Consider the following 23,099-nt stretch of genomic DNA (forward strand, 5'->3'; position numbering starts at 1 on the left):
TAACTCTCAGAGTTTACGGGCTGTTTTCAGTCCTCACCCTGCAGTGCGTCAAATCCGGTTTCACCGGTACGCACTTTCACAACATCACGCACATCGTAGACAAAGATCTTGCCATCGCCGATGTGGCCGGTATACAGAACTTTCTTTGCAGTGTCGACCACTGTCTTGACCGGGATTGCGGAAACAACCATTTCCAGCTTGACCTTTGGAAGCAGATTAACGTCGTCAATCTTTACACCGCGGTAGTATTCCTGACGGCCTTTCTGCGTGCCGCAGCCAAGTACGTGGGTAACGGTCATGCCCATAATACCGATATCATTCATGGCCTTTTTCATATCTTCAAAGCGGTTCTGGTTAAAGAGCATAACAACCTTTGTCAGCGGAGCTTCCGGATTTGCGGAAGTCGACGGTGCAGGCATATGCTCGACCGGAACAGACTTTTCAACAGAAGCAACCGAAGCCTTAAAGGCGGTTTCGGCACGAACCTTACCTTCGCTGATGCCTGTCAAAACAGCTGGAGGCATCGGCATAAAGTCAGCGTAAGAGCTGGGAATGCCATGCTCGGTAACATCAAGGCCGCGCAGTTCTTCTTCTTCGCTGCAGCGCAGGCCGATGGTGTGCTTCAGAATCTGGAAGACGACGGTAATGCTGACGGCAATGAAAGCCGCAACAGAAACAACGCCAAGCAGCTGTGTACCCAGCAGCTTAAAGCCGCCGCCGTAGAACAGACCCGAGTTTTCACCGAACGTATCATTCATCGGGTACTTTGCAAACAAACCAACAAGGATGGTGCCCAAGGCACCGTTTACACAGTGCACGCCAACTGCACCGACGGGGTCATCAATGTGCAGCTTTTTGTCCAGCAGTTCAACGCCAAAAGTGACAGCGAAGCCGGAAATAATGCCGATAATCAAAGCGCCAACCGGAGTGACCGTGTCACAACCGGCAGTGATGGCAACCAGGCCTGCCAGAGCGCCGTTCAGGGTCATGGAAATGTCAGGCTTGCCATAGCGCAACCAAGTGAAGATCATAACTGTGCAGGTAGCAACTGCAGCGGAGATGTTGGTGTTCATAAAGATAAGACCGGCGGAAGTGATGGACTTTGTGTTGTCCATGCAGACAGTGGAGCCGCCGTTGAAACCAAACCAGCAGAACCAAAGAATAAATACGCCCAAAGCGCCCAAAGTTAAGCTGTGCCCTAGTATTGCACGCGGCTTGCCGTCTTTGTCATACTTGCCGATACGGGGCCCAAGGATGATGGCGCCAACCAAAGCGCAAATGCCGCCGACCATATGTACAGCGGTGGAACCGGCGAAATCATGGAAGCCGAGCGTGGAAAGCCAGCCGCCGCCCCAGATCCAGTGGCCGGTAATGGGGTAAAGGATACCGCTGATGACAGCGGAATAAATGCAGTAAGAAATGAATTTCGTGCGCTCTGCCATAGCGCCGGAAACGATTGTAGCAGAGGTTGCGCAGAAGACGGTCTGGAAAATGACGTATGCCCATTTAGGTACGCCTGTAGGCAGAATCTGTGCATAAGACTGCTGAATGCCAGGGTCGAGCCAGCCGAAAAAGCCATTGCCGGCACCAAACATGACGCCAAAACCGATTAAGAAAAACAGAGGTGTTCCGATACAGAAATCCATCAAGTTTTTCATAATGATGTTGCCTGCATTCTTTGCTCGCGTAAAGCCGGTTTCAACCATTGCAAAGCCAGCCTGCATGAAGAATACCAGTGCTGCACCCACCAAAGTCCATATGGTGTTTACAGCCGAAGCTGCTACAGTTCCATTCATAAGATTACTCCCTTATTCTTATTTGTATATCTTTATATATATATAGAAAAAGAGCCGTGGCAGAGTGATTCCTCTGCTGCGGCTCCATTGCCTTTTGCATAAGTAAATTTTGTTTCTTTTCAGTTAAACATGATAAATCAAATCAGAGTAGGTTGGGAAAGGCCAGTAGGCAGTACCGGTCACAGTTTCCAGCTTATCGGCATCGCCGCGCAGGGTTTCCATTGCCGGCAGGACCAAGTCTTTGTAGGCACAGGCGTTCTCTTCAAAGTTAGAAATTGCCGCAGCTTTGTCGACAGCGTCCTGAAGATCGTATGCTTCATCATAGACCTTTGCGCTCAAGTCGCTGAGCATTGTCACACGCTCATACTCGACGTGGCAGTTCATATTCGGATTCATTGCCTTCTTGTGCGTAAACGCAAGGCTCAGGTCATCCACATATTTTTCGACTGCCGGCAGGATCTGCTTGTTAACCATATCTATCATGGTCAAAGCCTCAATATTGAGGGTCTTGCTGTAGTTTTCCATTGAAACTTCATAGCGAGAGCGCATCTCAACTTCGGTAAAGATATGGTGTTTGGTAAAGAGCTCGACATTCTTTTTGTCGAGGAAATGCGGCATGGCATCGACTGTAGTTTTCAAGTTCAGCAGGCCGCGCTTTTGGGCTTCTTTTACCCACTCATCGGTGTAGCCATCGCCATTAAAGACAATGCGCTTGTGCTCTTTAATAGTCTTGCGCACCAGGGAATCCAGGTCTTTCTTAAAGTTTTTGCTCTTTTCGAGTTTATCGGCAAAGCCCTCAAGTTCTTCCGCAACAATGGTATTGAGCACAACGTTCGGCCCAGAAATGGATGCTGCGGAGCCAAGCATACGGAACTCAAATTTATTGCCGGTAAAAGCAAAGGGAGAGGTGCGGTTGCGGTCTGTGCTGTCTTTCGGGAAACGCGGCAGCGTATGTACGCCGACTTTTAAAATTTCTTTATCTTTCTGGCTGTACGGCTTGCCTTTTTCGATGCACTCCAGGATTTCGGTCAGCTCGTCACCGAGAAACATGCTTAAAATAGCCGGCGGTGCTTCGTTGGCACCCAAGCGGTGGTCATTGCCGGGACTTGCAACGGAAATGCGCAGCAAATCCTGGTATTCATCAACTGCTTTTACGACTGCAACCAGGAACAGAAGGAACTGCGCGTTTTCCATAGGGGAATCGCCGGGCTCAAGCAGATTGTCACCGGTATCTGTGGAAATAGACCAGTTGTCGTGCTTGCCGGAACCATTGACACCCTCAAAGGGCTTCTCGTGCAGCAGGCAGTACATACCGTGGCGCTCTGCCACTTTCTTCATGACTTCCATGGTCAGCTGGTTGTGGTCTGCGGCAACATTGGTATTCGTAAAAATCGGCGCCAGTTCATGCTGAGCAGGTGCAACTTCATTGTGCTCTGTCTTTGCCAAAACGCCCAGTTTCCAAAGCTCATCGTCCAGGTCGCGCATGAAATCGGCCACTTTCATTTTAATTGTACCGAAGTAGTGGTCTTCCAGTTCCTGCCCGCGCGGCGGGCGTGCACCAAACAGGGTGCGACCGGTCAGCACCAAATCTTCACGCTGATTGTAAAGGTTGCGGTCAATCAGGAAATACTCCTGCTCGGGGCCGACAGTGGAGTTAATGCGCTGTGTTTTGGTGTCGCCAAACAGTCTCACAATGCGCAGTGCCTGTTTATTGAGCGCCTCCATAGAGCGCAGCAGCGGTGTTTTTTTATCCAGTGCTTCGCCAGTGTAAGAACAGAATACTGTAGGGATACAAAGGGTCTTTCCTTTAATAAAGGCATAGCTGGTGGGGTCCCATGCGGTATAGCCGCGGGCTTCAAAGGTGGCGCGCAGCCCGCCGGATGGAAAAGAGCTGGCGTCCGGTTCCCCACGGACTAATTCTTTACCGGAAAACTCCATCATCACGGAGCCATCCCCTGCAGGGGAAATGAAGCTGTCGTGCTTTTCGGCGGTAATACCGGTCATGGGCTGAAACCAATGGGTAAAGTGCGTACAGCCATTTTCCAGTGCCCAGTCTTTCATCGCGCTGGCCACCGTGTTGGCAATACCCACATCCAGGCTTTTTCCTTCCTGAATGGTTTTCTCCAATGCTTTAAAGGTGTCGCGCGGAAGGCGCTCCTGCATAGTCCGCTCATCAAAGACCATGCTTCCGAAGATTTCCGGCACAGATGCTGTTGCCATAACGTAATCCCTCCAGGTATCAAAAGATTTCCTGTAAATAATATAGGCAAGAATCATTTCCTGCACAAATGCTAACTGAAAATTAAATAAAAAAGGCACGGCGGCCAAAAAGCCGCAGCGCCTTTGCTACTATGCTTTGCATTATATGCCTGCAGGTGATATTTGTCAATAGAAAATATGGAAATTGAAGCACAAACTTTAAAAACCGTCATTCTTACTCACTGGTAAGAGTAAGCCACGGCTAAAATTGATAATTTTGCAGGAATCTTCTGCCGACATGCAAAAACGCGCGAAAAAGCGTTGACGAATACAATCTATATGCGTATAATAAGGGGCAGTGAACAAAGGCGTTCATTACAAGGGGATTTTCTGTAAATTCCGTGTAATGAATGCTTTTTTTATTGTTTGCTTTACTTTTTTGAGTTGTTTTTGTTTCTTCTTTCTTTTATTAAGCTTTTAGGGAGGCACTCGTCATGCAAAAAGAAGGCCAGATCCATATCCCCTCCGGCTGCGCGATTGCAGGCATTTTCTGCAAGGACGGCAGACGCGTCAGCGGCGAAAGCATGATTAATTCGATTCGGATTATGCACGACCGCAGCAACGGGCTGGGTGGCGGCTTTGCCGGCTACGGCATTTACCCCGAGCATAAGGATGCTTACGCATTCCATGTATTTTACGACAGCATCACCGCAAAAGAGCAGGTGGAAGATTTTCTTGCCCATCACTTTGAAATCGAGAGCCTGTCAAAGATCCCAACCCGGCAGACTTTGGGCATTACCGATGCGCCCTTGATTTGGCGCTACTTTGTTTATCCGCTGCCACGCAAGCTGCACGATGCACAGCTGGATGAGCGCGAATATGTGGTGCGCTGCGTGATGAATATTAACGCTCATATTGACGGCGCCTATGTCTTTTCTTCTGGCAAAAACATGGGTGTCTTTAAGGCAGTCGGCTACCCCGAAGATGTCGGCCGGTTTTATAAACTGGAAGAGTACGCGGGCTACTGCTGGACCGCTCACGGCCGCTACCCCACAAATACACCGGGCTGGTGGGGTGGTGCCCATCCTTTTGCGCTGCTGGATTACTCTATTGTACATAACGGCGAAATTTCGTCTTATGACGCAAACCGCCGCTGTATTGAGATGTATGGCTACAGCTGCAACCTGATGACAGATACAGAAGCCATTACTTATATTGTAGATTACCTCAACCGCCGGCAGGGCCTGACCTTGGAAGAAGTCGCCAATGTCATTGCGGCGCCTTTCTGGAGTACGATTGAGGCAATGCCCGAGCCAAAGCGCAGCCAGCTCACTTACCTGCGCAATACATTTGCAAGTTTACTGATTACCGGGCCGTTTTCCATACTGCTGGGCTTCAACGGCGGCCTGATGGCTTTGAATGACCGGCTGAAGCTGCGCTCTATGGTAGCCGCACAAAAGGGTGAAACCATTTATGTTGCAAGTGAAGAGAGCGCAATCCGCCGTATACAGCCGAGCCTTGACCAAATTTGGTCGCCCATGGGCGGCGAACCGCTGATTTTCAGACTGAACGAAGGGGTGGAATTCTAATATGGCCATCAATTATATTGTACCAGAATATGAAGTTCTGCGTGACCCGCAGCGCTGCATTGCCTGCCGTGTCTGTGAGCGTCAGTGTGCCAATGAAGTGCACCGCTATGACCCGGAACTCAACTGCATGCGCAGCGACGAAACCAAGTGTGTCAACTGCCACCGCTGTGTTTCGCTGTGCCCAACCCATGCACTGAAAATTGTAAAGAATTCAGATACCTTTAAACTTAATGACAACTGGAGCAACCAGGCCATGACGGAAATCTACCGTCAGGCAGATACCGGCGGCATGCTGCTTTCCTCTATGGGCAACCCAAACAACTACCCAGTCTACTGGGATAAAATGTTGATAAATGCCTCTCAGGTGACAAACCCCTCCATTGACCCGCTGCGCGAGCCGATGGAGACCCGTGTATATCTTGGCCGCAAGCCGGATCATGTAGAGCGCAAGGCAGACGGTACTCTGAAAGTCAACACACCCCCGCAGCTGCGGCTGGACGTGCCGATTATGTTCTCTGCCATGAGCTACGGCGCTATCAGCTACAACGCACACGAAAGTTTGGCGCGCGCAGCAACCGAACTGGGCACTTACTACAACACCGGCGAGGGCGGCCTTCATAAAGACTTCTATCAGTACGGTCCGCACACCATTGTACAGGTTGCTTCCGGCCGCTTTGGTGTACACCAAAAGTACCTAGAAGCCGGCGCCGCGATTGAAATTAAAATGGGGCAAGGCGCAAAGCCGGGCATCGGCGGCCATTTGCCGGGCACCAAGAGTGTAGGCGACGTGGCCCGCACCCGCATGATTCCAGAGGGCAGCGACGCTATTTCCCCCGCCCCGCACCACGACATTTACTCGATTGAAGACCTGCGGCAGCTGGTCTATTCCTTAAAGGAAGCGACCAATTACCAAAAACCGATTATTGTAAAAATTGCCGCAGTACATAATGTAGCGGCAATCGCCAGCGGTATCGCCCGCAGCGGCGCCGATATTATTGCCATTGACGGCTTCCGCGGCGGCACCGGCGCCGCCCCTACCCGTATCCGCGACAACGTAGGTATTCCGATTGAACTGGCACTTGCCAGTGTAGACCGCCGCCTGCGCGAAGAGGGTATCCGCAACAATGTTTCCCTGGTGGTCGGCGGCTCTATCCGCAACTCCGCCGATGTGGTAAAGGCGATTGCGCTTGGCGCGGACGCCGTTTACATTGCTACAGCAGCGCTGCTGGCACTGGGATGTCATTTGTGCAGAACCTGCCAAAGCGGCAAATGCAACTGGGGCATTGCCACCCAGCGCCCGGACCTTGTAAAACGCCTGAACCCAAACATCGGCTATAAGCGCCTTGTCAATATGGTGAGCGCCTGGCAGCATGAAATCATGGAAATGATGGGCGGCATGGGAATTAACTCGATTGAAGCACTGAAAGGCAACCGCCTGATGCTGCGCGGCATCGGCCTGAATGAAAAGGAACTGGAGATTTTGGGCATTCAGCATGCCGGCGAATAAGTTCCCGATAAACCATAAACTTTGGACCTTTGAATGAGGTGTCACTGATGAAACGAGTCTATGTCAATGAAGAATGGTGCCTGGGCTGCCATTTGTGCGAATATAACTGCGCGTTTGCCAATTCTGGCGAAGACTATATGCCAAAGGCACTAAAAGATAAAAAAATCAATCCACGCATTCAGGTAGAGGAAAGTGACAAAATCAACTTTGCCGTTTCCTGCCGCCACTGTGAAGACCCGCTGTGTGTAAAGAGCTGCATTACCGGCGCGCTCTCTATCGACAACGGCGTCATTCGGGTGGATACCGACAAATGCGTGGGCTGCTATACCTGCATTCTGGTATGTCCCTACGGCTGTGTCATGCCGGCGGACGACGGCCGTGTAATACAGAAATGTGAGTTGTGCACCCAAAACGCCTGCGGCGAGCCTGCCTGTGTAAAAGGCTGCCCCAACCAGGCCATTGTCTATGAGGAGAGGGGGTAAAACAATGAATTACGTCATTATCGGAAACTCAATCGCCGGAATCGGCTGCATTGAGGGCATTCGCGCCAAAGACCCGACAGGCAGCATTGCCCTGGTCGGTGAAGAGCCGTACCCTGTCTACTCCCGCCCGCTCATCTCCTATCTGCTTTTGGGCCGGGTAGACGAAGAACACATGCACTACCGCCCCAAAACTTTTTATCAGGATAACGATGTAAAAACATACTTTGGCCGCCGCGCGGAAAGCGTAGATGCTGCCAAAAAAGCCGTTGTGCTCGATGACGGCACCTGCCTGCCTTATGACAAACTGCTGCTTGCAGCCGGCAGCCGCCCCTTTGTACCGCCGATGGCCGGACTGGATTCTGTAAAAAATAAATTTACTTTTATGAATCTTGATTCAGCCAAAGCATTGGAAAAGGCCCTGACTCCCCAAAGCCGCGTGTTGATTATCGGCGCGGGACTGATTGGCTTGAAGTGTGCCGAGGGCATTGCCGCACGGGTCGCAGAAATCAATGTTGTAGATATGGCCGACCGTGTACTGCCCAGTATTCTGGACGAAACCGGCTCCGCTGTGATGCAGAAGCACCTGGAAAAACACAAGATGCACTTTTTTCTCTCTGACAGTGTCGCCCGCTTTGCAGACGGCATGGCAACCCTGAAAAGCGGGAAAACACTTGCGTATGATATTGTTGTCGTTGCAGTCGGCGTGCGGCCAAACACGCAACTTGCTGAACAGGCCGGCTGCAAAGTAGAGCGCGGCATCTGCACAAATGTTTCCTGCGAAACGACAGTGCCCGGCATTTACGCTGCGGGCGACTGCGCTAAGAGCCACGATATTACCAGCGGCACAGACCGTGTGCTGGCGCTGCTGCCTAATGCACACATGCAGGGCATGGCTGCAGGCACAAATATGGCTGGCGGCAGCGAGTACTATGACAAAGCCATTCCGATGAACTCTATTGGGTTCTTTGGTCTGCACATCATCACCGCGGGCAGTTATGACGGTGAAGTTTACCTTTCGCAGAAAGACGGTGCCTATAAAAAGCTGTTTACCAAAGACAACCGCCTCACGGGCATGATTCTAATTGGCGACATTCGCCGCGCGGGCATTTACACTTCCCTGATTCGGGAGCAGACACCGCTGGACAGCGTTGATTTTGACCTGATCAAAGAAAAACCGCAGCTGATGGCTTTCTCGAAAAAAGACCGCAAAATCAAGCTGGCTGGCGCAAAACAGGAAGGAGATGCCTGAAAATGAAAATTGAAGCGGATGACATGTATTTTCAGGAATTAAATGAAGAGGTGCGCAGCGCATCGGATACCGAAATCCAGATTGACCAGTGCCTTGGTCAGCGGTATATCGGCGCAGGCCTTTCCGGCAAAAAGATTATCATTTCCGGTACTCCTGGCAATGCGCTTGGCGCTTACTTAGATGGCTCTGACATCACGGTGTACGGCAATGCACAGGACGCTACCGGTGACACTATGAATGGCGGCACCATCAGCATTTTCGGCAGTTCTGGCGACGCCACCGGCTACGCAATGCGCGGCGGCAAAATTTTTGTACGCGACAGCATTGGTTACCGCGCCGGCATTCATATGAAAGCGTACCAGGAAAAAATACCAAAAATTGTTGTCGGCGGCTGCGCGGGCAGTTTCCTTGGCGAGTACCAGGCAGGCGGCGTCATCATTGTGCTGGGGCTGCACCGCAAAGCTAGTGCACCGCTGGTGGGCCATTTCTGCGGTACCGGCATGCACGGCGGGGAAATGTTCCTGCGCACTGACACCCTGCCTTCCGATATGCCGGCACAGGTAAAAGCAGAGGACGCCTCCTCAAAGGATTTAGACTCTATTCGCCCGCTCCTGCAGGAATTTTGCAGCAAATTTGGTGAAAACCTAAAGGATATTTTGGGTTCTCACTTCTTTAAGCTGACTCCTGACTCTACAAATCCCTATAAAGCGCTTTACACGGCAAACTGAGCCTGCTCTGTTTCCGGCAAAACCGCAGGACAGTTTTTGGCCCGGCGGTTTTGCTTTTTTTATTTGTGCTTTGCTTTTAAAGATGATACACTAAAGCAAAAGCCGGAAAAGGAACTGATAAAATGAAGAAAGTCCCCTGTGCAAAAGCATTCTTGAGCTAACAGACCGGACCCTATGGAAAATGAAAAATCTGATTGCCTGAATTTTCCTAACAGCCTATGGCCAAAGCGTTACGATGACCTGCCGCGGCTCTCCATTTTACACAAAAAGTCTGGCAAACCTAATGCCGCACCGCAGGACTGTTCTTTTCGGTTTCATCTGATCTTAGGGCATTTCGCCATTGGCTCCGGCGCATGGGGAATTTATGGATTCCCTGCAGAGGACACACAAAAGGCCTTTTCTCTTAACCATATATGGCGGTGTGCCCGAAGAAAAGATGCCGGCCTACGATCCCTAAAGCATTGTGCTTTTTAAATTTTCAGGAGGTGTTTTGATTGAATTATACACGCAGCGAAGTCATGCAGTATGTGGAGGACAATGATGTAAAATTCATTCGTCTGGCTTTCTGCGATATCCACGGCATGCAGAAAAATGTGGCGATTATGCCCTGCGAACTGGACCGCGCCTTTGACACCGGCGTTGGCTTTGACGCAAGCTTTGTCCGTGGTTTTATGAACGAAGTAAAATCAGATTTGTTTTTGGTGCCAGACCCCAGCACCTTTACCGTAATGCCGTGGCGTCCCTCTCACGGACAGGTTGTGCGCCTTTTCTGCGATGTGCGCTATCCAGATGGAAAACCTTTTGAAGGCGACTGCCGTTCTCTGCTGAAATCCGCTGTGCGCCAGGCGCGCTCAATGCACCTCTCCTGCAAAGTCGGCACTGCCTGTGAATTCTACCTATTTAAAACAGATGAAAACGGCGACGCCACCCAAGAACCATACGATTTCGGTACGTACTGCGACACCGCCCCCCGTGACAAATGCGAAGATGTGCGCCGGGAAATCTGCCTCGCCTTAGAGGCCATGGGACTGCGCCCGGAAACCAGCCGCCACGAAGAGGGCCCCGGACAAAATGAAATTGATTTTCGACACAGCGATATTCTAAGTTCAGCAGATAACTTTATCGCCTTTAAGGGCGCCGTCAAATCGATTGCCGAGGGCAGCGGCCTGTACGCCTCCTTTATGCCGAAACCCCTGCCTGGCTTTAGTGGCAGTAGCCTGCGCATCAATATCTCTTTAACCCGCGACGGCGAAAACCTCTTTCAGACCACAAACGACAAATGCAGCCCACTGGCAGAGAGCTTTATGGCAGGCGTTTTGCGGCGCGTGTCTGAAATCACTCTGTTTTTAAATCCGATCACAAATTCTTATGAACGTTTTGGCTGCTTTGAGGCACCGAAGTTTGTCACATGGTCGCACCAAAACCGCTCGCAGCTGATTCGTATTCCCTCTGCACCAGACCCGGACCATGCCCGCATGGAACTGCGCAGCACCGATCCCGCCTGCAATCCGCACCTTGCCTTTGCCCTGCTGCTGTGGGCCGGGCTTGAAGGGATTCAGGATGGTCTGCAGCTGCCACCGGCGGAAAACCGCAATCTGTTTGATGTGCCCGAAGAAGAAACCGCCAACTTGGAGCAGCTGCCCGCCAACCTGTATGAAGCGCTGCAGCTGGCCGAAAAAAGCGACTTTATCCGCAAATGCCTGCCTGAAAAGCTGCGCCTGAGCTTTTTGGAACAGAAGCGCCGCGAGTGGGAGCGCTACCGCTCCTCTGGCAACGGGCAGGAATTTGAGCGCCGCGAATATTTTCTGACTGTATGACGACAGAAAAATTCTGTAAAAAGTTGGTGATGAGGGTTGGAGCATGTCTTAGTTGTCGCTAGTTCCGAGAAAGGTCAATCCTATTTTCTGGATTTTCTGCGGTCACATGCGGTACAGTCCGTCAGCAGCGTTTTCACCGGCGGAGAAGCGCGCCGCACAGTGATGCAGCAGGACTTTGACTTAGTGATTATCAATGCGCCGCTGCGCGATGAATTCGGCCACAAGCTTGCGGTTGACCTGACGGAAAAGACACAGGCCGGCGTTGTTCTAATTGTAAAGACAGACCTTTTCGAGGCAGTTTCCGCCAAAGTGGAAACAGCGGGCGTAATCGTTGCACAAAAGCCTTTTAACCGTATGCTTCTGTATCAATCCATGCGGGTGGCGGCGGCCTCTGGCAGGCGGCTGGAAGCTCTGCAGAAAGAAAACCAAAAGCTGCACAAGAAAGTGTACGAGCTGCAGCTAGTAGGGCGTGCCAAGTGTGCGCTTGTGCAGTACCGCCACCTGACCGAACAGGAAGCGCACCGCTACATTGAAAAGCAGGCAATGGACAGGCGCATTCCGCGGCTGGAAATTGCAGAAGATATTTTGCAAACTTATGAAGACGTATAAAAACGGACCGCTGCAGATAACCTGTAGCAGTCCGTTTTTTTGTACTTCTTTTAGCAGCAGTTTACACCAGATGTTCCTCCAACTGCAGCTTTGCCTGTTCCGTGTAATGTGCCGCGTTGGCACGGTTCTGCTCGATTTCCTGTGGCGTAAGCATCCGTTTGACCTTTGCCGGACTGCCCATCAGCAGTGCTCCCGCCGGATAGGTGTGATTTTGCGGCACAAGTGCACCTGCGGCGACAATCGAATTCTTCCCGACAGCGGCGCCGTTTAGAAGAATGGCGCCCATGCCGACAACGGTGTTGTCACCAACGGTGCAGCCGTGCAAAATTGCACCGTGCCCCACCGTTACGCCGCTGCCAAGCCGCAGCGGAAAGCCCTCATCGACATGCAGCACACAGCAGTCCTGTATATTAGTCTGTGCACCTAAAACAATCGGTGCACTATCTGCACGCACAACAGCACCGTACCAAATCGAACAGCCGCTGTCGAAAGAAACATTCCCTATAATCGTTGCATTTTGCGCCGTATAAATTCTGTATTTTTTCTGCATTGCTGCCTCCTGTCTGCCGCCCGGCCCAAAAGCAGCCAGGCAGAACAAAAAACTGTTTTTTACTGCCCTTGCACCGGTTTTTAAAAAATAGAACTGTGCAGAAAGACCCGATTTCCCGTGTACGGCAGAATCTATGCAAATTGCTTTTTCTTGAGTATAGCCGGTTTGCATTTTATTGTCAATTTTGCAAAACAGTACAGAAGTCTTTTGTACCCGTGCCGGCGCTGCTCTCTTTTACGGATTTCTGTACAGAAAGATGGCGTAAAAGCGCATAGCAAAAGCCGCGGCGTTCCTGCTTTGAGGAACGCCGCGGCTGGAAAAACTTTAAGGCACAAGAGAGAGCCCGGATTTCTGACTGTGCAGGTCTGCCAGATAATTTTCGGCAAAGCGCGCTTCTGCTTCCGGTAGGTTGGCAAAATCCACTTTTCCCAATAAAGGATCTACCAAAAAAAGGTGATTCTGCTTGCCTTTTACGTAGAAAGAATGCTCTGGCACATAAACACACGCGGCGCTTTTCTGCACGGGGCGATACTTTCGGAACATCTGCCGCATTTTTCGGTTAAGCTGAATCTTACGCTTCATTTCTTCCGCGGCCTTTTCCTGCGTTTTGTGAAACTGCAGCACACAGCGCTGGTCACAGGTCTGAGGTTCCTGACAGGCACCGCTTTTTGCGCTGAAAAATGCCGTACTTTCACACAGCACACTCTGCAGGATGAGATAGATTTCCTTTGTCTTAGGAATTTCAAAAGTAAACAGATAGCAGGGAATATAAAACACCTCTCCCCTGTAAATCACAGTCTTTCCGTATTTCATCACGGCAACCATTGTTTTTAAAAAGTCCGCCAGGATTTGCAGCGGCTCTCCGGCATTTTTCAAAGTCAGACATTCCAGTTCCATCGTGTACTCCTTTTTAGATAATGGACAAAATAATGCATTGCACTACAAAGAAAGCAATCAGGCCATAACCGATCTTGTCAATTTTACCCGGAATAACATAGTAGCCCTCTTTGTCCTTTTCGGCAATTTTCCCGGCAACGGCCAGTTTTGTAATGTTGTGAATAGTCAGCGCGCTGCCGGTGGCGGTGGTGAAGTCAAAGTTTTCAAGGTCTTTCTGCTGTTCTTTTTCGGTTTTCTCCTCTTTTTTGCTGGTTAAAACACTGACCAGATAGCCGACCGCCACAGCGACAATGGTCCCAAAGAAGCTCCACCACAAAGAACCGATAGAAGTAAAGCGGAACATGTAAATATCTACAACCAAGCCGGTAAGGATGGCGGCAAGGCAGCCTTTCTCATTACCGCGCTTGCAGAAAACAGCCAAGATAAATGCACTGAGCATGCAGGGATAAAACATCGGCCCTATGACATTGATAAGGTCAAGCACCGTGCCCAGCCCGCCCAGCAGCAACGCAAAGACGGTGCAGAACAGCCCCCAGAAGAATGTGGCAAATCGGGAAACTCGCAGACACTGGCGGTCATCAGCCTGCGGTTTCCACTTTTTATAAAAGTCGCTGACTGTAACCGTTGCCAGGGAGTTTAAAGCAGAGGAAACACTGGACATTCCGGCAGCGAAAACACCTGCGGTAACCAGCCCGGCAATGCCTGCCGGCAGATACTTGGTAATAAAGGTCAGCATAACATAGTCGGAGTTTGCAAAGTGTTTGCCGCCAAAGGCTGTGAACAGGTTAATGCCGGCGCACAGAAACAGCAGCGTCTGAATCGGCACAATAAAGCCACACAACGCCATGGACATTTTCGTCTCGCGTACGGACTTGGCTGTGAGCAGACGCTGCACTTGGCTCTGGTCTGTACCAAAATAAGCCAAATACAGGAAGCCGGAACCGAGCAGCCCGCCCCAGAAGGAATACTGGTTATTGATATCAAAAGAATAATCCAGCCGAGTCAGAAAATGATTTGCCTGCGCGTTGGCCAACACGGTTGAAAAACCGCCGCTGTGCAAAAGCGGAAACAAAATGGCCAGCAAGATGCCGCCCCAAATAATGAACATCTGCACAACATCCGTCCAGATAACCGCAGTAATGCCTCCCAGCACCGTATAAGCAATGGAAACGCCACCCATGATGAGAATTGTGATTTTAGGGTCTATACCGGTAATCATGGAAAGTGCCAGCGCCGGGGCAAACATGACAATAGCGGTCTGCAGCCCGCGGGAAAGCAGGAAAATAAAAGCCATAAAGCCCCTCGACTTTTTGCCGAAACGCTTTTCTAAGTATTCATAGATGCTGACGACCTTTGTGTGATAGAAAAACGGAACAAAGGTAGCCATTATGATGAGCATGACAATTGGAAACTGAAATGTAAAAGTCAGCCGCTTTAAGCCGCTGGTGTAGCCCCAGCCCGGCATACCGATAAAAGACACCGCCGAGCACTGTGTTGCCATTGCAGAAAGACCAATTGCCCACCATGGAATCTTTCTGCTGCCTAAAAAGTAAGCTTCTGTACTATTGTTGCTTTTGCCAATCTTTTTCCCCATGATCATCATGGCGACAAAATAGCCCAAAAGGACGACCCAATTCAATACGCCGAATGTACCCATTATCTTCTCCTTATCCCAAACCTAATCGTTTTTTTATTTCTCCGCCGGTAAAATAGAAGCCGCGCGCTCCGCTTTGAGAAAGACCGGAATGTCCTGAAGCGCAGCTTTGCACACAATTTCCTGCCCGCCGCGGCAGATTTCGCCTGTCGCAAGATTCTGCCAGTTTCCCTCAGGCAGATAGACGCTTCTTTCCCGGCAGCCGGCATCCGTTACCGGCGCCACCAAAATGTCTGGTCCAAATAAGTACTGGTCCTCTACATGCCAAGCGCGCCTATCCTGTGAATAATCGTAAAACAGTGGGCGCATGATTGGCGTACCCTTTTCGTGTGCAGCTTTCATCTGCTCGTCTATATAGGGGCGCAGGCGCTCACGCAGAGTTAGATACTTTTTGCAAATGTGGTATACCTGATCCCCATACGACCAAACCTCGTTTGGCGAACCGCTGGTGTACTTCCAAATATCCGCATCGCCTGCACGAAAGGTCTTTCCATCGGCCATCACCAGGGGCTTGCGGAAACCATGAGAGCGAAACACCGGACAGAAAGCACCAAACTCAAACCAGCGCACGAAGCACTCGCGAAACTCTGGCGAACGGATGTCTCCACCGGTAAAACCGCCTATGTCGGTCGTCCACCACGGCAGCCCCGCAAGGCCCATATTTAAGCCGTTTGCAATTTGATTCTTCAGGGAAGCAAAGTCGGAGGAAAGGTCTCCTGTCCAAACCAGAGCACCATATTTTTGTGAACCAGCCCAAGCACAGCGTGTCAGGCTGACAACATTCTGTACGCCCTGTTTGTGCAGGCCCTCATAAGCCATGCGAGAAAACTCTTTCGGATAAATATTCCCCACAGCTTTATCAGAGCCCTGATAAAAGCGGAAGTTTTCATATTCATATCGGCTGATTTCCGGCTCACATTCGTCAAGCCAAAAGAGGCGGATTCCCTTGTCAAAATAATTTTTTTTCAGCTGCTGCCACACAAATGCGCGAGCGCCTGGGTTGGTTGCATCCATATAAGTATCTTTGTTTTTGATGCCCATGCGCGGCCCTGCTTCTGAGCGGATGAGATAGCCCATCTCCTCCATGTACTTAAAGTTTTCGCTTTTTTCCTCTACAGTAGGCCAGACAGAAACCATGGTTTCTATGCCCATCTCTTTCAGCTCCCGCACCATTGCCGCGGGGTCAGGCCATAGCACGGGGTCAAATTTCCAGTCACCCTGCGCAGTCCAGTGGAAAAAGTCGATGACAATCACGGAAAGCGGCAGGCCGCGTTTGCGGTACTCGCGCGCCACGTTGAGCACCTCTTGCTGAGAACGGTAGCGTAGCTTGCTCTGCCAGAAACCAGTAGCAAATTTCGGCATAAGCGGCACTTTTCCGGTCGCATCCGCATAGGCCTCTACGACCTTAGCAGGAGTATCGCCCGCGGTAATCCAGTAGTCCATCTGGCAGGTTGAGTCGGCGGTCCACTCGGTCAAGTTGCGCCCAAACACCACCTTTCCGATTGCCGGATTATTCCACAAAAAACCGTAGCCGCGGTTGGAAACCGCAAACGGCACTGTCACCTGGGAATTGCGCTGGGAAAGCTCCAGCACACAGCCGCGCAGATTGAGATACGGCTGCGGATACTGCCCCATGCCGTAAAAGCGCTCTCCCTCTTTCGCCTCAAAACGCACTGTTAAAGCAAAGTGGTCTGTCTGGCGGTGTGGCACAAAAGTGCGTGGGGCAATCTCCAGAGCGCTGTCCGCTTCGCCGGGTGCGCTTTCGCGAAAGCGATTTTTATCGTATTCTTCTAGCAAAAGATCTCCATTCCGATTGTAAAACTTCAGTTTTCCGGTACAGAGAACCTCGCAGATAATGTCCCCATTTTGCAAGCGCGCACTGTTTCCTGTTATCTCTGCACTTGAAAAGGGCTGCGGTGCTTTGGGCTCTGTCAGCGCAGAGGGCTGGCTTGCTTGAAACGTAGAAAGCTGGGTTGCCCTCACGCGAAAACCATTTTTTCCAAAGGGCTGAATGCACAGCAGTTCTTTATCAAAACGGCGGTAAAAGGTATCTTCTTGTATAAACAGCAAATTGACTCCCTCCTGTAATCGAATTTTATATTTAACACGTGTTAACAGCATTATAGTAGCATGTATGTACCTATTTGTCTATAATTATTTATTTAATATTAAGATTTTCGTCGTAATTGTCGAAATCAGGTGCTCAGTTTTGTGAAATTGTACCTCCTTACGCACAGTTTTATTTACTTTTCCGTGGAAAGGCACGCGTAGATATGCAATTTATGTTATAATAGGGAAAAGTATTTTTATATCATTTGCAAAGAACCTATTCCCAACCGGGCAGGAGGAAAACATGATTTCAACGAACGCCCGCTCTACCTTGGAAGAAATTGCGGAAGAGATTCACATTTCCCGCACCACTATCTACAAAGTATTGAACAACAAGGGCCGCGTCAGCGAAAAAACACGCCAAACCGTAACGGAGGCTCTAAAAAAATATCACTATGTCCCCAACAACAATGCCCGCAACCTTGCACTGAACAAAGCTTACCGCATAGCCTGCTGCTACTATGAGTCCGCGGATGCGGCCTATTTTGCGCCAGCCATTCATGCGGGGCTGCGCAAGGCTGCGGCACAGTACGGTGACCATGGGCTGACGGTGCAGGCCTGTGCGGCAGGGCCGCAGGAGCCAGAAAAGCAGGAGGCCTTTTTGCTGGAATCCCTGCGCAGTGGCATTCGCAGCTATGTGATTGCCGCCTCTGACCCAGAACGTCTGCTTCCCGTCCTACAGCGTTTGCAGCAGGAGGGCTGTACGGTAGTGCTGCTGAGCAAGCAGATTCCCGGCGCGCCCTGCCAAAGTTTTATCGGTATTGACGAATATAAAGCCGGGCGCTTGGCAGCAGATTTGCTGGGCCGCATGGCTTTTCCAGGCGGGACTGTGCAAGTGCTGGTGCCAAAAGAATCGCATGCAAACCGCTATGTAACCCAAAACCGCCTGCGCGGCTTCACGGATGGAATGCAGCAGTTTTCGGAAGTATGTCTGGCAAAGCCGCTGGAAGTCCCGGCGGGCAGCGCCGCAATGGAAGCTGCTCTGGAGCCGCTTTGGGGAGTGACGAACCTAGCCGGTATTTTTGACCTGACCTATCGGCTTGAAGCTATAGCCGCTGCATTGAAAAAGCATGGGAAAGCGCAAATACGGTTAGTCGGTATTGACCTTACCGCGCAAAGTGAACCTTACCTGCGAGAAGGCATGATTGACGCAGTGGTTTTTCAAGACCTAAAAGAACAGGCGCGCCTAGCCTGCAGTCTCTTATTTCGCCAAATGTGCTACAACCAGCCTATTGCACAGAGCCGCTATGACACGAAGCTGGAGGTCATATTGCCAAGCAATCTGGAATACTTTATTGGACGGCTGTAAAAAAGCTGCCGCGAAAAGAATCGCCGTATTCCTTGATTCACTGGTACAAAGCCCAGTGTTTTCTGTACCAGTGATTTAAAAACAAATTATTAAATAACAAAAGCCGCGGCGCTCCTGTTTTGGGGAGCGCCGCGGCTTTTGTTATTTTTATTGTATTTCGAAGTACAAAAATCTTTACACAGCAGTAGAAGAAATTGTTTTTGCATCCGCCTGCGGTGCTGCAGAAATCAACACCAGCATGGCAAAAACAGCAGCAAAACCCACCGCATCCCACAGGGTAAAAGAGGAGCCAAGCACCAGCGTACTGATCAGTGCAGCGGTAATCGGCTCAGAAAAGCCGTATAGAATGCTTCTTTCCGGACCAATCAGCTTCACCCCGGACATAAAGCTCATAAACGCCAAAATATTGCCTACGACAACGACAAAGACAATACCGAGCAGTCCCTTGAAGTTTGGCACATAGCCAAAGCTCCACGGACGAAAGGCCAGCGAAAACAGCACGCCACCCATCAGAAAAGCCCACGCCTGCAGCACAGCCACTGGGAACTGCCGCAAAAGGCGCTTTGGCTCCACATTGTAAATTGTCACACAGACTGCACTTAAAACACCTGTGAGCAGCGCAGCCGGGGAAACGGCAAAGCTGCCAAGACTGCCGTGCGTTGTCAGCAAAAGCACCCCAGACAACGCCAGTACAATGCTGACCCACTCAAAGGCACGGGGAAAGCGCCTCGCACTTACACAGCCGCACAGCAAAATCATAATAGGAGAAAGGTCCTGCAAAATTGTGGCAGTGCCAGCACTGGAAAGCTGTATCGTCAAGAAATATAGGAATTGGCAGACGCTGACGCCCGCCACACCGTAAATAAGCAGATCAACAGCATTGCGGCGGCTTTTCCACGGAGCAAACAGCTGTGAACGATACCGAACCAGACAATATAAAAACAGCAGAATGCCGGCAAGCCCCAAACGAATAGGAACAAGCCAGCGGCTGTCCATTCCCTGCCGGGTAAAAAGGTACTGCCCAACAGAGCCGGAAACGCCCCAGCACGCCCCGCCGAAAATTGTGAGAAAAGCACCCATGGCCCGCTTGCTCATTTTGTACCCTCCTTAATTGCATTCTGTCGGATAAGCGACTGATTTTCATTATAGCAAATTCCAACAGACGGCGCAAGACAAGGTTTCAGCAAATCCGGGCTTACAAAGGAATTCCGTTATCTCCCGGGAAATAAGGCTTTAGCTGCCGCCGGCAGAGGCTTTGTATTCAGAGGGTGTCAGGCCAAAATGTTCTTTAAAACATCGAAAAAAATGAGATGGATACTCAAAGCCAACCATACTTGCAATTTCGTGAAAAGACATATCCGTCGTGCAGATTAAGATTCCAGCACAGTCAAGCCGATAGTTCGTCAGATACTGTTTTGGCGAAATGTGCACCTCCTGCTCAAAAATACGGTAAACCTGAGAACGGTCAAGGGAAAGATAGTCGGCAATATCGGTCACTTTCAAATCCCGCATATAGTTCTGCCGGATATAAAAGCAGGCATTGGAAAAATAATCGCGTTTGCCGGCCTGCGGCTTCGCTTTGTCTGTCTCAATCTGCCCCTGCAGCCTGCCTAGGAGCAGCAACAGATAGCCGGTGCCCACGATACTGCTCACAGAAAGGTCGCGGCAGCACTCCATCAGGTGAGCAAAGCAATCTGTGAGGAAATCGTCTTTGTCATAGTGAAAGACCAGGCTGCTGCCGGTCAGGCCTGCATGTGCCAGTAGAGGGCGCGCAGCGGTTCCATTAAAGCCAACCCAGCGGTAAGTCCATGGGTCATCGTCTGAAGCTTTGTAAAACGTGCTGACATTAGGTTGAATCAAGAAGCCGTCCCCTGCCTGCAGATGATATACTCTGCTATGCACATGGTACTCTCCTTTTCCGGAAATTACATAATGAATCAGGTAATGTGCACGTGTAGTGTAGCCAAAATAGTGCCCGGGCGAGCACACCTGCCTGCCCGCGTGCAGCACCTGCAGACCCAAAATAGCCAAGTCGTCTGCTTTCTTGTAGTAATCCTTTATCTGCTCTGTCATCTTTTCCCCTCCCCGCCATCAGCGCTGTAAAGTCTCTGCATCATTTCTATAACAATTACATCAAATATTTATTTTTTGGGGCACTGTTTTTATTTATAATAAAACTGTCAAAAGCAATAAATTATATGTAATATATAGAAAATTTTTAAGCATCACATCCGAGTCAGCAAAAGGATCTCCGGATTATCTGCTGATTTTAGCAGCAGATAGATACAGATTTCTGTGCCTGCATCAGCAAAACGCTATTCCTTTTTTCATCATTTTTTATAGTATATCAGCCCATACTTTAAAGTGCAATCTCTTTTAAAAAGTAAAAGGAGGAATCCAAATGCCAATATTCTATGACGCAAAGAAGCAGCTCTTTCATCTTTCAAACGACTGTGTCAGCTATGTACTACAGGTCTCACAAGACGGCCGCCTTTCCCACAAATACTGGGGAAAAAAGCTGCGTGCATTTCACGAAAGCGCACCACACGTCTTTATGGACCGGGCCTTTTCCCCAAACCCAACTGGTGAAGACCGCACCTTTTCTCTGGACAATCTGCCGCAGGAGTACCCCGCCTATGGAAATGGAGATTTTCGCGTGCCGGCTTTTGAGGCTGCCTATCCAAACGGCTCAACTGTCACAGACCTGCGCTGCTGCGCACACCGCATCATCAAAGGAAAGCCAAAGCTGCAGGGGCTTCCTGCCACGTACACAGAAAGTCCCGAAGAAGCAGAAACGCTGGAGCTCACCATGCAGGACACCCTTTCCGGCCTGGAAGCGGTGCTCCTATACACCATTTTTACAGGGAATGGTGCAATAGCACGCAGCGTACGCTTTGTAAACCGTGGAAAAAAAGAGATACGCCTAAACAGGGTCCTCAGCGCAAGCGTTGATTTCACAGACGACCAATTTGACCTGCTCACACTGGACGGCGCCCATGCAAATGAGCGAAACATTGCTCGGCGTCCGCTCGCGCCGGGGACTCAGTTAGTCGACAGCTGCCGCGGGGCCAGTAGCCACCAACATAACCCTTTCTTTGCCCTGCTGCGCAAAAATACAGGCGAAGCTTCCGGGGAAGCTTACAGTATGAACCTGGTATACAGCGGAAACTTTCTCGCAGAAGTGCAGACAGACCAGTTTCATACAGCACGCATGAATATCGGCATCAATCCATTTGATTTCAGCTGGCTGCTAAAGCCCGGTGAGGAATTTCAGTCGCCGGAGGCCGTTTTAGTCTACTCCGACAAAGGCCTGGACGGCATGTCGCAGATTTACCATCCGCTGTACCGGCGGCGCCTCTGCCGCGGAAAATTCCGTGATGCGCAGCGCCCTGTTTTAATCAACAGCTGGGAAGCCGCCTATTTTAATTTTAACGAAGACAGTATTCTTAAGCTTGCCTCTGAGGCCGCAAAGGTGGGCATTGAGCTTCTGGTCCTTGACGACGGGTGGTTTGGCAGGCGCGACGACGACAATTCTTCCCTTGGCGACTGGGTCGTCAACCGGAAAAAACTGCCCGGCGGGCTAGCGGGTCTTGGAGAAAAGACACACCGCATGGGGCTGAAATTCGGCATCTGGCTTGAACCAGAAATGGTCAGCGAAGACAGCAACCTTTACCGGACACACCCAGAGTGGTGCCTGCACGTAAATGGGCGAGTCCGCTCAAAAGGCCGCAATCAACTAGTCCTCGACCTTTCCCGAAAAGACGTATGCCATTATATTACAGACGCTGTAGAAGAAGTACTTTCCAGTGCACCGATTGATTACGTCAAATGGGATATGAACCGCCACATGACTGAAGTAGGCTCGGCGCTTCTGCCGCCGGAACGGCAGCGCGAAACCGCCCACCGCTACATGCTTGGTCTTTATCAAGTTCTTGAGGAAATCACCAGCCGCTTCCCGGATATCTTATTTGAGAGCTGCTCAGGCGGCGGAGGAAGATTTGACCCCGGTTTTCTTTACTACATGCCGCAGACCTGGGCCAGCGACAACACCGATGCCGTGTGCCGGCAGAAAATTGAGTACGCCACCAGTTTGGTTTATCCCCCTATAACCATTGGTTCGCATGTTTCTGCTTCCCCAAATGAGCAGGTCGGCCGCATTGCGCCGCTCTCTACCCGCGGGCTAACCGCGATGTCCGGCTGCTTCGGCTACGAGCTGGATTTGGGCCAGCTGACTGAACAGGAACGGGAGGAAATCCGCAGGCAGGTACAGCTGTACAAAGAACTGCGCCCCATGATTCAGTTTGGTACACAGCACCGCTTGCTCAGCCCGTTTGAAGGAAACGAGGCCGCGTGGCTGTTTTTGTCGCAGGACCAATCAGATGCTGCCGTTTTCTACTTTAAAGTCCTTGCAGAGCCCGCCGCGCCCGTGCATATTCTGCGTCTGCGTGATCTTGACCCCAGCGCACAGTACCAGGATACCGATACCAAAGCAGTCTACGGCGGTGACGAATTGATGTACGCAGGCTTGACCGTACCACCGGTTCTCGGAGACTTCACAAGCCGCCTGTGGCGCTTCCATCAGGTATGAAATGATCTGCAAAAAT

The 23,099-nt window shown here is 50.7% G+C and carries 17 protein-coding genes; 9 read left to right on the forward strand and 8 right to left on the reverse strand.

Annotated features, from left to right (window positions below; all coding sequences use genetic code 11):
• Nucleotides 1-26: 26 nt before the first annotated feature.
• Together LKE53_05850 and LKE53_05855 are read right to left on the reverse strand one after the other, a co-directional pair.
• The gene (locus LKE53_05850; GenBank protein MCH3972276.1) at nucleotides 27-1,796 is read right to left on the reverse strand and encodes an ammonium transporter; all 1,770 of its coding nucleotides are present in this window, start codon (nucleotides 1,794-1,796) and stop codon (nucleotides 27-29) included.
• A gap of 123 nt (nucleotides 1,797-1,919) precedes the next feature.
• On the reverse strand, nucleotides 1,920-4,016 hold the full coding sequence (locus tag LKE53_05855) for a glutamine synthetase III (GenBank protein MCH3972277.1): 2,097 nt from the start codon (nucleotides 4,014-4,016) through the stop codon (nucleotides 1,920-1,922).
• Nucleotides 4,017-4,489: 473 nt separating this feature from the next.
• Here LKE53_05855 and LKE53_05860 point away from each other — a divergent pair, with 473 nt between their 5' ends.
• From LKE53_05860 to LKE53_05890, 7 genes are all read left to right on the forward strand, one after another.
• A complete protein-coding gene (locus LKE53_05860) occupies nucleotides 4,490-5,584 on the forward strand; it encodes a glutamine amidotransferase family protein (protein ID MCH3972278.1) in 1,095 nt (364 codons plus the stop codon).
• Between the two features lies 1 nt (nucleotide 5,585).
• Nucleotides 5,586-7,091, forward strand: coding sequence for a glutamate synthase-related protein (locus tag LKE53_05865; GenBank protein ID MCH3972279.1), 1,506 nt, complete (start codon nucleotides 5,586-5,588; stop codon nucleotides 7,089-7,091).
• Nucleotides 7,092-7,138: 47 nt separating this feature from the next.
• Nucleotides 7,139-7,573 carry a 4Fe-4S binding protein gene (locus tag LKE53_05870; GenBank protein MCH3972280.1) on the forward strand — a complete coding sequence of 145 codons (435 nt, stop codon included), beginning with the start codon at nucleotides 7,139-7,141 and terminating at the stop codon, nucleotides 7,571-7,573.
• 4 nt (nucleotides 7,574-7,577) lie between these two features.
• Entirely contained in the window at nucleotides 7,578-8,822 is a 1,245-nt protein-coding gene (locus LKE53_05875; protein ID MCH3972281.1) for an FAD-dependent oxidoreductase, read from the forward strand.
• A gap of 2 nt (nucleotides 8,823-8,824) precedes the next feature.
• The gene (locus tag LKE53_05880) at nucleotides 8,825-9,550 is read left to right on the forward strand and encodes a glutamate synthase (protein MCH3972282.1); all 726 of its coding nucleotides are present in this window, start codon (nucleotides 8,825-8,827) and stop codon (nucleotides 9,548-9,550) included.
• Nucleotides 9,551-10,044: 494 nt separating this feature from the next.
• Entirely contained in the window at nucleotides 10,045-11,367 is a 1,323-nt protein-coding gene (locus LKE53_05885) for a glutamine synthetase family protein (GenBank protein MCH3972283.1), read from the forward strand.
• Between the two features lie 36 nt (nucleotides 11,368-11,403).
• Nucleotides 11,404-11,976: an ANTAR domain-containing protein gene (locus LKE53_05890; GenBank protein ID MCH3972284.1), complete on the forward strand. Its 573-nt coding sequence runs from the start codon at nucleotides 11,404-11,406 to the stop codon at nucleotides 11,974-11,976.
• A 61-nt stretch (nucleotides 11,977-12,037) separates the two neighbouring features.
• Here LKE53_05890 and LKE53_05895 read toward each other — a convergent pair whose 3' ends face one another.
• The 4 genes from LKE53_05895 to LKE53_05910 all read right to left on the reverse strand — a co-directional run bounded on the left by LKE53_05895 (nucleotide 12,038) and on the right by LKE53_05910 (nucleotide 17,147).
• Nucleotides 12,038-12,526 (reverse strand): gamma carbonic anhydrase family protein, encoded by a 489-nt coding sequence (locus LKE53_05895; GenBank protein ID MCH3972285.1) that lies wholly within the window; start codon nucleotides 12,524-12,526, stop codon nucleotides 12,038-12,040.
• A gap of 324 nt (nucleotides 12,527-12,850) precedes the next feature.
• The gene (locus LKE53_05900) at nucleotides 12,851-13,423 is read right to left on the reverse strand and encodes a hypothetical protein (protein MCH3972286.1); all 573 of its coding nucleotides are present in this window, start codon (nucleotides 13,421-13,423) and stop codon (nucleotides 12,851-12,853) included.
• Nucleotides 13,424-13,436: 13 nt separating this feature from the next.
• A complete protein-coding gene (locus LKE53_05905; protein MCH3972287.1) occupies nucleotides 13,437-15,080 on the reverse strand; it encodes a sodium/solute symporter in 1,644 nt (547 codons plus the stop codon).
• 33 nt (nucleotides 15,081-15,113) lie between these two features.
• The gene (locus tag LKE53_05910) at nucleotides 15,114-17,147 is read right to left on the reverse strand and encodes a family 31 glucosidase (GenBank protein ID MCH3972288.1); all 2,034 of its coding nucleotides are present in this window, start codon (nucleotides 17,145-17,147) and stop codon (nucleotides 15,114-15,116) included.
• A gap of 283 nt (nucleotides 17,148-17,430) precedes the next feature.
• On the opposite strand from LKE53_05910, the gene LKE53_05915 reads away from it, so the two are divergent.
• Nucleotides 17,431-18,495, forward strand: coding sequence for a substrate-binding domain-containing protein (locus LKE53_05915; protein MCH3972289.1), 1,065 nt, complete (start codon nucleotides 17,431-17,433; stop codon nucleotides 18,493-18,495).
• Nucleotides 18,496-18,669: 174 nt separating this feature from the next.
• Here the strand turns inward: LKE53_05915 and LKE53_05920 are convergent, their stop codons facing one another.
• On the reverse strand, nucleotides 18,670-19,590 hold the full coding sequence (locus tag LKE53_05920) for a DMT family transporter (GenBank protein ID MCH3972290.1): 921 nt from the start codon (nucleotides 19,588-19,590) through the stop codon (nucleotides 18,670-18,672).
• Between the two features lie 138 nt (nucleotides 19,591-19,728).
• Nucleotides 19,729-20,568 (reverse strand): AraC family ligand binding domain-containing protein, encoded by an 840-nt coding sequence (locus tag LKE53_05925; protein ID MCH3972291.1) that lies wholly within the window; start codon nucleotides 20,566-20,568, stop codon nucleotides 19,729-19,731.
• Between the two features lie 328 nt (nucleotides 20,569-20,896).
• On the opposite strand from LKE53_05925, the gene LKE53_05930 reads away from it, so the two are divergent.
• Nucleotides 20,897-23,083 carry an alpha-galactosidase gene (locus tag LKE53_05930; protein MCH3972292.1) on the forward strand — a complete coding sequence of 729 codons (2,187 nt, stop codon included), beginning with the start codon at nucleotides 20,897-20,899 and terminating at the stop codon, nucleotides 23,081-23,083.
• The last annotated feature ends 16 nt before the right edge of the window (nucleotides 23,084-23,099 follow it).

Source organism: Oscillospiraceae bacterium (assembly GCA_022483045.1).
In the GTDB taxonomy this organism is placed as follows: domain Bacteria; phylum Bacillota; class Clostridia; order Oscillospirales; family Acutalibacteraceae; genus Caproicibacterium.